Source organism: Paracraurococcus ruber (assembly GCF_004353985.1).
Lineage (GTDB): Bacteria > Pseudomonadota > Alphaproteobacteria > Acetobacterales > Acetobacteraceae > Paracraurococcus > Paracraurococcus ruber.
Map to the genome: position 1 here is coordinate 1 of NZ_SMOA01000214.1, position 9,357 is coordinate 9,357.

At 71.0% G+C, this 9,357-nt stretch carries 6 protein-coding genes and 2 pseudogenes; 6 read left to right on the forward strand and 2 right to left on the reverse strand.

Translation table 11 applies throughout. The features are described 5' to 3' along the window. Positions 1–555: 555 nt before the first annotated feature. The 5 genes and pseudogenes from E2C05_RS34335 to E2C05_RS24490 form a co-directional block, all read left to right on the forward strand. Complete coding sequence (locus E2C05_RS34335) at positions 556–738, forward strand: hypothetical protein (protein WP_133222262.1); 183 nt, start codon at positions 556–558, stop codon at positions 736–738. 480 nt (positions 739–1,218) lie between these two features. Then, the gene (locus E2C05_RS24475; RefSeq protein ID WP_133222263.1) at positions 1,219–1,578 is read left to right on the forward strand and encodes a hypothetical protein; all 360 of its coding nucleotides are present in this window, start codon (positions 1,219–1,221) and stop codon (positions 1,576–1,578) included. Between the two features lie 675 nt (positions 1,579–2,253). Continuing rightward, positions 2,254–3,816, forward strand: coding sequence for an ISL3 family transposase (locus E2C05_RS24480; RefSeq protein ID WP_133222264.1), 1,563 nt, complete (start codon positions 2,254–2,256; stop codon positions 3,814–3,816). A 49-nt stretch (positions 3,817–3,865) separates the two neighbouring features. Continuing rightward, positions 3,866–4,018 (forward strand): annotated as a pseudogene (locus tag E2C05_RS24485) (IS5/IS1182 family transposase); the annotation flags it as partial. 7 nt (positions 4,019–4,025) lie between these two features. Beyond that, positions 4,026–4,505: pseudogene (locus E2C05_RS24490) on the forward strand (transposase); the annotation flags it as partial. Between the two features lie 213 nt (positions 4,506–4,718). On the opposite strand, the gene E2C05_RS24495 reads toward E2C05_RS24490, so the two are convergent. Next, positions 4,719–6,128 carry a phosphatase PAP2 family protein gene (locus tag E2C05_RS24495; protein ID WP_133222266.1) on the reverse strand — a complete coding sequence of 470 codons (1,410 nt, stop codon included), beginning with the start codon at positions 6,126–6,128 and terminating at the stop codon, positions 4,719–4,721. A 44-nt stretch (positions 6,129–6,172) separates the two neighbouring features. Next, entirely contained in the window at positions 6,173–7,006 is an 834-nt protein-coding gene (locus tag E2C05_RS24500) for a class I SAM-dependent methyltransferase (protein WP_133222267.1), read from the reverse strand. A gap of 169 nt (positions 7,007–7,175) precedes the next feature. On the opposite strand from E2C05_RS24500, the gene E2C05_RS24505 reads away from it, so the two are divergent. Next, a complete protein-coding gene (locus E2C05_RS24505; RefSeq protein ID WP_133222268.1) occupies positions 7,176–9,179 on the forward strand; it encodes a BTAD domain-containing putative transcriptional regulator in 2,004 nt (667 codons plus the stop codon). Positions 9,180–9,357 lie beyond the last annotated feature (178 nt).

The following is a 9,357-nucleotide window of genomic DNA, read 5'->3' on the forward strand; positions in this document are numbered from 1 at the left end:
TGAACCAGCATTTTTGGCCGAGCGGGTGGCGGTGCTGCTGGAGGGTCGAGAGGCAGAGGACTGGCGTCGGGCCGGCATCGGCGTGGGGAAGAACTCTGATCGTCGCTAAACTCTTGTATCATGTGCAGGGTGAGTGGCGCGTCGCCACGGCGAAGGACAATCGGCATAGAGCGCCGGTCATGATTTTCACAGGTAGTGATAGAACGCAGTGCGGGTTTGATCTCTTGGAGCAAGCGATCGAATAACTCGTGTGACTGCTGTACCAGAGCAAGTAGCAAGTAAGGCTGTATTATCAGAGGTGAAAAGCGCTTGCAGCAATTGGCGCAAGCTGCTGAATTCCCTGTACGTCCGAGCTTGCCCCGCTCACCGGGGCCGGGGTGGCCCGCGCCGCCACCTATGCCCGCCAGGCACTGTCGCCGGCGACGCTCGCCGCCTATGCCGCGGACTGGGGCGGCTTCGAGGGCCTGGTGCCGGGGCAGGGGCGGCGCCCCCCTGCCGGTCACCCCGGTCTCCGTCGCCGCCTCCTTCCGCAACGCTGGCCGCCACCCCTGCCGCATGGCCGGCCAGCCTTGGGCCGGCTCGCACCCCGCACTCCGCGACACCCTCGCCGGCATCGCCCACCGCCACAGCACACCACAGCGCCGGTCTGCGGCGATCGGCACCGCCGAGATCCGCAGGCTGGTGGCGACCTGCAGCGACGGCCTGACCGGGACGCGGATCGCGCGCTGCTACTGTTGAGCATGTGCTTCGGCGCAGGCCGCAAAACTCGATTGCGTTACAATTCAGTCTGCGGCGAACGGGTACGCAATATGCTCGAAGAGCATAATACGCGGCCTGAGCCCAACTGGGTCAGCGGTCCCGCCATCATGCTGTGCGTCATGCAGTGACGCCGAACCACTGCGCATTTCGCAGGTGATTTGCTTAGCAAACGAGCAATCATCTCTCAGCAAATCACGTTCAAGTGATGCGTGTCCATTGAGGGCGCCTAGTGGCCTGGAGATCCCCCCTGCTCTTCGCCGACGATCTGCGCCACGCGCATAAGCTGGCTGCCATAGCGCACCGAAGCATCGCAGCGGCTCAACGCAACCCCAACCCAGCGGCCAGACGCTCGCTCCTTCTCGAAGCCATGTGTGCCGTTGACGATGTCCTGGCCATCGCCGAGGCAGCCCTCGACGTCGATGCCGAGCCAGATCTGGGCATGATGGAGGCTGCTGTCTGATGCCGACCGAAACGCATGCCGGGCCGGACACCATTCCAGGCCTCACTGACATTGCCGGGCTCAGCCAGGCTCTGCTCGAGCACATTCCTGAGCTCGCGGCTGAGTGCGTGACTGACCTCGCGTTGGACGCCCTCTGCGACCTGGAAGTCCGCACGATGCGTGATCTTGCCACCGCCGCCGCGACAACTCCGGGGGAGATCGCCCGAAAAGTTGGCGTGCTCGTTGCTCGGTTGGTCGACGACGGCGCCGAGGTGGAACTCCCGGATGGCGAAGCCGCCTTGCTACGTTCGGTGCTGCGTGACCTGACGCACTTCGCCGGGCCAACTGCTTCTGGTGACGCCTGCCGCAAAGGTTTCTGAGCGATCGAGCCGGTAGCGGCATCCCGGTACAAGGCAGTCGGCTGGGTGGGAGAGGGCCATTCGGCCCCGGCATGCTGCGGCGTGTGTACAGAACCGCCGGCATGCCCCTTCCGACGCCCACCACCCTCTTAGACCCAACTATTTTGACCCCTCGGCGATCCCGTGCCTCAATCCGCAGTAGATACTGCAGGAAGCGCGCGGCCGATGAGGACGCCCGCATGCGGCCCCTCTTTCCGAGCATTGTCTCCTCGGCGAGAGACGCAGCGACCGGGGCCGGCGATCCTCTTTCGGACGGCGCAAAGCGGCCCGACACCGGGCCGGACCTCGGCGTCGAAGCTAAGCGCAATCCGCGCGCCGGCGCATGGCGACTGGCCTCGCATCGGTACGAGCCTGATCGATAACGTTCCAGACCGCTGCAGCAAGCTCATAGTAGCCCTCGGGTTTGCCAAGCCGGATCGTTGGCCTGCCCAACCCGCGCAGATCAGCTTGCGGCGAACCTTTGCTGAAGCCGGTTATCACCACCACCGGCAGATGCGGCGTATGTCGGCGCAACTCCGCCATGTGTCAATCGGCTTGGAATCGGGACCCCGGATCGGCGCCCAAAAGGGGCTCTGGCGCAGATTTCGTGCTGGTGCGGCGTTAGAGGCGTGTGCCCTTGGCGAGGAAACGCCAGCGATGCCCCTGCTTGATCCACGCTCCCTGCTACCTGCCGGCCTCGTGGTCGACGCTGTCGAGGCCGGCACAGATCGCATCATCATCTCCGCGCATCCAGCGGTGACGGTGAGCGCCTGCCCGACCTGCGGTGGGCTGTCGCGCCGCGTGCATAGCCGCTACCAGAGGCAGCTGCTTGACCTGCCCTCTCACGGACGAGCCGTGGAGCTGCACTTGCAGGCGCGCCGCTTCCGCTGCGTCACAGCCAAATGCCCACGACGGACCTTCGCCGAGCCGCTACCGGCGGAGGTCGGCCGGCGATCTGGCCAGCGCACTGCGCGCCTGGACGGGTTGGTCCAACACCTCGGCCTTGCCCTCGGCGGCCGTCCTGGTGCGGGTCTCGCCGGGCGCCTGATGCTGCCGGTCAGCCGTGATACGCTGCTGCGGGTCGTCCGGCGGCTGGCGCCAGGCAAGGCTGGCCCGGTCCAGGTCGTCGGGATCGATGAATGGGCATGGCGACGGCGCCAGCGCTACGGCACCATCCTCTGCGACCTCGAGCGGCGTTGCATCGTCGACCTGCTGCCCGACCGCGACCAGGCGACCGTGACGGCGTGGTTGCGGGCCCATCCCGAAGTGGAGGTTGTCGCCCGCGACCGCGCGGGCGGCTTCGCCGGGGCGGTCCGCCAGGCTGCACCGACCGCGATCCAGGTGGCCGACCGCTGGCACCTCATGGAAAATGCCAGCGCGGCGTTCCTCGACGCCGTGCGCGCCGACCTTACAGCGATCCGCCGTGCCCTCAGCAGCGGCACGGTGAACCCGGATCTCCTGAGTGCGGCCGAGCGCGCCCAGTATGAAAGCTACCTCCGGCGGCGGGAGGCGAACGACACCATTCGCGCCATGGCGGCGGCCGGAACCCCGATCAAGGAGATCGTCCGCCGCACCGGCCGCAGCCGCAAGCTCGTGCGCGCCGCGCTCCGCCATGCCGAGGACGAGGTCTTCCGCAGCCGGGCCAGCAACCTTGATCCCTGGCTGCCGCGGCTGCAGGCGATGTGGGACGGCGGTTGCCGCAACGCCGCCGAACTCCGGCGCAGGCTGGGCGACGAGGGCTTCGGCGGTTGCCTGCGGATCGTCACCGAGTGGGCCACCCGGCGCCGACGAAGCGAGGCCCCCGATGGTGGCGCAGTTGGCCGGGTACCGCCGACCAGGATCATGGCGCGTGCCATGCTGGCCACGCGCGACGGCCTGACACGCGCGGAGGCGTTGATGGTGGCGGCCATCGAGGGCGCCGTTCCTGCCCTGACCACTGCACGCGATCTGGTAGAGCGCTTCCATCGCATGCTGCGCAGCGGAACCTCCGCGCGATTGCCCGACTGGATCAAGGAGGCCAAGGCAAGCTCAATCGCTTCCTTCGGGCGTGGTATCGCCGACGACCATGCCGCAGTTCGCGCGGCGCTGACCGAGACATGGTCAAACGGCGTCACCGAGGGCAGCATCACCAAGCTCAAGCTGGTCAGGCGACAGATGTACGGCCGCGGCAAGCTCGACCTCCTGCGGGCACGCCTCGTCGCACCGCAGGCGGCCATGTAACCAGCACGAAATCTGCGCCAGAGCCCCGATTCCAAGCCGATTGACAGCGAAGCGCTGGATCGTCGAACGGACTATCGCCTGGCTGAACCGCTGTCGTCGCCTCGCCAAGGATTGGGAGTGCCTGAACCGGTCAGGCCTGTGCTTCCTGCGCTGGGCCTCCGTCCGCCTCATGCTGCGAAGGCTCTGCCGAATCAGCAAATGATCCCGGACGGACTCTAACCTCCGGCGCGAAGGCGGACGGGCGGTTTGGCGAGTGGGACTTCGTCTACCTGGCCGAGCAGGATGCTTACCGATGCCCTGCTGGCGAGACGATGAAGTGGTGGTTCAATAGCATCGACGAGACCGGCAAGACGCAGCGCTACTACTGGACCACGAAATGCCCGAGTTGCCCGATCAAGGCCCAGTGCACACCGGCGAAGGTACGACGCGTCACGCGCTGGGAGCATGAGGGGGTGCTGGACGACATGCAGCGCAGGCTCGACCAGCGCCCGGATGCCATGGGGGTCAGACGGCAGACCGTCGAGCACCCGTTCGGCACGCTGAAAGCCTGGATGGGAGCCACCCACTTCCTGACCAAGACGCTGAAGCGGGTCGGCACCGAGATGAGCTTGCAAGTCCTGGCCTACAACCTGAAGCGGGTGATCGCCATCAAGGGCGTCGCAGCAGTGATCTCAGCCGTCCGGGCCTGACAGACGGAGACACGTCCCACGCCTCGGACGGCATTCGTCTGGTCAACCCGCATACCGACCCGCGCCGACGGTCGCGTTCTCACACGGCCTCGACCCGATGCGGACGTTCGGTGTTGCCGTCGCGTTGCGAGTTGCCGAACCGGCACGGCACCCGGGCGGTGAGCGGCAAGAGCGCGGGGCGGCCTCGCCTTCCGGTCCGGCCGCCCCGGTTGCTCATGGCGCGCGCCCCTCTGCGCCGTCCGCGCGGGCTCGCGCAACCGCGCGCGCGACGACGCCCCGGCCGATCGCCTCGGCCGCCACCACGTCACTTGGGTAGTGGATGCCCGCCCAGAGCCGCGACTGCCCGGCCTCGCGCGCCAGCGCCGCCATCGTCCCCGCGTCGCGGGGGAAGAGGTGCCCCAACACCCCCGCGGCCGTGACGGAGAAGCAGCCGTGCGCGGAGGGGTAGCTGGGGTGGTTGGGCGCCGCGAAGACCGGCCGGAGCTCGCGGTCGAGCTGGCCGGGCCGGGCCGTCCAGTAGGTGTACTTCGCGTCCCAGCAGGCGACGCCGGCATCGAACATGGCGGTATTGAGCAGCGCATAGGCGCTGGCGGCGCGCGGCGCGTCCCCGGCCTGACCGTTCTCGAAGAGCAGCCGCCCGAGCTGGTTGTTCCAGAACTCGTGGCTGCGCAGCCCGCCGGCGGCCGCCTCCCAGAACAGGGCGCGGGCGTTGGTTAGCGGCGTGCGCTCGATTGCGCGGAGCTGCGCCAGCTCCGCCGCGCGCTCCGGCGAGTCGGCCGCGGGGGGCGGCGGCGGGCGGAACTCGGCGGCCGAGGAGAGCAGCCAGGGTGTCCAGTTCGGGACCTGGGGCGCGGCCGGGTTGGTGCCGCTCCACTGGCCCGGCGCCGCCGGCACCGTGCCCGTCCAGCGCTGGTCCGTGCCGTCGCGCCGCGCGCGCTCCAGCGCCGCGGCGGCGACCTGCCGGCCGAGCGTCACGCCCGCCGCCACGTCGCTGGGGTAGGCGACACCGGCCATGAGCCGCAGCCGCCCAGCCTCCTCCGCAAGCCGCGCGAACTCCTCCGCGCGGCGCGGGAAGATTTCCGCCAGCACGGAGGCCGCCACCCCCGCCGCCACCGCGTGCTCGTCCGGGTAGGAAGGGCTCGCGGGAACCGCGACGACGGGTCGCACCGCCGGGTCGGCGGCGCCGGGGCGCGGGCGGTTGTGCGCCCGCTTGCTGTCGGCAGCCGCGGCCATCGCGTCGGAGATCGCCGTGTGCAGCACCGCGAGGTGACGCGAGGCGAGGTTGATCGGAACGCCCGCCTGCAGCGCCTCCGCCATGGCGATCTCATTCCAGCGGTAGGACGGCGCGGCGGCGTTCCACCAGGCGATGCGCTCCAGCGTCTCCGCGTCGCGAGAGGCGGCCATGGTGCGGAGTTGGCTGAGTTCCGCCCGCGTGGCGGCCGCGTCCGGCGGGGGCGGGAGGCGGAACTGGCTGGCGGAGGAGATCACCCAGCCCCGCCAGCTTCCGGGTTGGGGCGGCGCCCCGTCCTTCGGTTGGGCCGAGGCCGTGCCGGGCAGGGCCAGGGTCAGGCCGAGAAGCAGCGCGGCGCCGGCGGCGCGGCGGCCCGTGTTCATCGCGATCATGTCGAGTTGTCCTTTGTGGGGCGTGGGGGAGGGGCGCACCGCCCTCAGCTCCGCGTCACCACGATCTCGAGGTACTCGCTCGGCACGATGAGCGTCTCCGCGCCGCCGCGGTTCATCCGCACCCAGAGCTCGCGCATATCCGCCTCGAGGGCGGCGGCCTTCCCCGCTTCGAGCGCCGCGAAGGCGCGGTTCACCGGCCCGTAGAAGGTGCGGAACACCTCCAACATGTGGTCGGCCGAGCGGTAGCGGAAGTTGAAGACCTGCTTGGATGCCTCGACGCGCTGCCCGGAGAAGAGCTCGGCGAGCCGCGCCTCCGTGCCCCACAGCGCGGGTGAGCGAACGCCGGCCGGCGGCGGCAGGTGCTTCCCGATGGTCTTGAAGAGCCGCCCGATGAAGCCCTCCGGCGTCCAGTTGGCGAGGCCGATCCGGCCGCCCGGGCGCACGACGCGCAGCATCTCGGCCGCCGCCCGCTCCTGGTCCGGCGTGAACATCACGCCGAAGGTCGAGAGGACGACGTCGAAGCTCCCGTCCTCGAAGGGGAGGGCCTCGGCGTCGGCCTGCCGGAACGCGACGACGAGGCGCTCGGCGGCGGCGCGCTCCCGCCCGCGCTCCAGCAGCTCGCCGACGTAGTCGGTGGAGGTCACCCGCGCGAAGCGGCGCGCGGCGGCGAGGGTGGCGTTGCCGTTGCCGGCGGCCACGTCGAGCACGCGCTCCCCGGCGCGGAGGTCCACCGCCTCGCAGATGCGCTCGCCCACGATCTGCAGCGTGGTGCCGATGACGGCGTAGTCGCCGGTCGCCCAGGTGGCCTGCTGCCGGGCCTTCACCGAGGTGAGGTCGGGGGCGGCCGCCGGGCTCGCGATGAGGGTGGATGCGGACATGGTTATTCTCCCTCTTTTCCGCCGCGGGGGCCGGCGCTCGCCGTTTCCGGCCGTCCGTCGCTATGCTCGCCGCCTGCTGCGCGGAGGGGACCCGCGGGCCCTATGCCCGAGGCGCCGTCCCCGTGCCCCTTCGTGACGGCGGCCCGTGGGACGGAGCGTGGAAGGCGGCATGGAAACGCACGTGGAAACGGGTGCCGCGCCGGACGGGGACGCCGTCGAGATCGGTCTCCTCGGCCCGCTGACGGTTCGCCGCGCCGGCACGGCGGTGGCGCTGCCGGCCTCCCGCAAGGCGCGCGCCCTACTCGGCTTTCTGGCGCTCGCGCCGCACCCGGTCCCGCGGAGCCGCCTGTGCGAGCTGCTCTGGGACGTGCCCGACGATCCGCGCGGCGAGCTCCGCTGGTGCCTCAGCCGCGTCCGGGGCGTGCTCGGCGCGGACCGGATCGAGGCGCAGGGGGATGCGGTCCGGCTCGACCTTGCCGGCTGCCGCGTGGACGCCGCCGAGGTGGAGGAAGCGCTGCGCGCTGGCCCCGGCACCCTTGCGACGGATCGGCTGCGGGAGCTCCTCGCGCTCTTCGCTGGCGATTTCCTGGAGGGGCTGGAGCTCGGGCGCCTGCCGGAGTTCGAGGGCTGGCTGGTCGCCCAGCGGCGCCACTTCCGCGACGGCCGAACCGCCCTGCTCGAAGCGCTCGCCGGGCGGCTCGGCGACGAGGAGGCGGCGGACATCCTCGACGCGTGGCTGCGGCTCGCCCCCTTCGAGCTCCGCGCGCACGGGGCCGTCCTCGCCGCCCTCGCCCGGCGCGGCCGCATCCGCGAGGGTGAGGAGCATGTCGCGGTGGCCATCCACCTGTTCAAGGCGGATGGCCTGGATACCGCGCCGCTGCGGGAGCTCTGGCGCTCGGCCCGGGCGGAGGAGGCGCTGCGCGCCCCGACCGTCCCGGCCGCCGCTGCGCCACCGCCCGCTGCAGAGGGAAACCCCGCCGGGCCGCAGCGGCGCTCCGTCGCCGTCATGCCCTTCGCCAACCTCGCCGAGGAGCCGAGGCCGCATGGCGGCGGCCCCGCGGACGCGCTGGTCTACGACCTCATCGCGCGGCTCGCGAAGCTGCGCTCGCTCTTCGTGATCGGGCAGGGGAGCGTCTTCGCCCTGCGCGACCGCGGCGTCGCCCCGGCCGAGGCGGGCAGGCTGCTTGGCGTGGACTACGTCGTCAGCGGCTCCGTGCAGCTCCGCGGCAAGCGCCTCGCCGTCGCGGTCGAACTCGCCGAGGCGCGGAGCGCGCGCGTCGTCTGGGCGGAGGTGTTCGACGGGGAGGCGGAGGACACCTTCCAGGTCCTCGACGGGATCGGCGACCGGGCGGTCGCGCTGATCGCCGGCGAGATCGAGGCGGCGGAGCGCAACCGCGCCGTCCTTCGGCCCCCGGACTCGCTCGACGCCTGGGAGGCGCACCACCGCGGCCTCTGGCACATGTACCGCTTCAACCGGGCGGATAACGAGCGGGCGCGGCACTTCTTCGAGGCGGCGATTCGCCTAGACCCCACCTTCTCGCGCGCCCATGCCGGGCTGTCCTTCACGCACTGGCAGAACGCGTTCCAGGGCTGGGCCGAGCGCGAGGGCGAGGTGGAGCGCGCCTACGCCGCAGCCGCGCAGGGGCTGATGGCCGACGAGCGCGACCCCGCCGCACACTGGGCCATGGGCCGGGCCCTCTGGCTGCGCGGCCGCCACGACCCCTCCGTGGAGGAGCTGGAACGCGCGGTGGAGCTGAGCCCGAACTTCGCGCTCGGCCACTACACCCTCGCCTTCGTCCACTCTCTGACCGGCGACCCCGCCACGGCTGTCGCGGCCTCCGAGCAGTCGCTCCGCCTCAGCCCGCATGACCCAATGCTGTTCGGCATGCTGGGCGCGCGCGCCATGGCGCTGGTGCGCCTCGGGCGGTTCGAGGAGGCGGCGGAGGCCGGGGTGAGGGCCGCCGCCCGGCCGAACGCCCACGCCCACATCCTGGCGATCGCGGCCGTCTCCCTTGCCCTCGCGGGGCGGCTCGACGAGGCGCGCGCGCATGTCGCCGCCATCCGGAGCGCGCTGCCGCGCTACCGCGTGGACGACCTCGTCGCCGCGATGCAGCCCACGCCGGAGGGCGAGCGGCTGTTCCGGAAAGGGGCGCGGCGGATCGGCTTGGGCTGATTCCGTTCCCGCGTCGGCGCCTTCGCGCGGGCGAGGCATGCTGCGCCAGCGTGTTATGAGACCTGTGCGCGGGTGGACGGCGGGCCTCGATTTCTGGCTGTTTGAGGCACTGAACGCTGCCGGGAACTGCAGAATGCCGATTTTGCGGCGTGCCGGACGTGAGCCGGACAGACTCCTC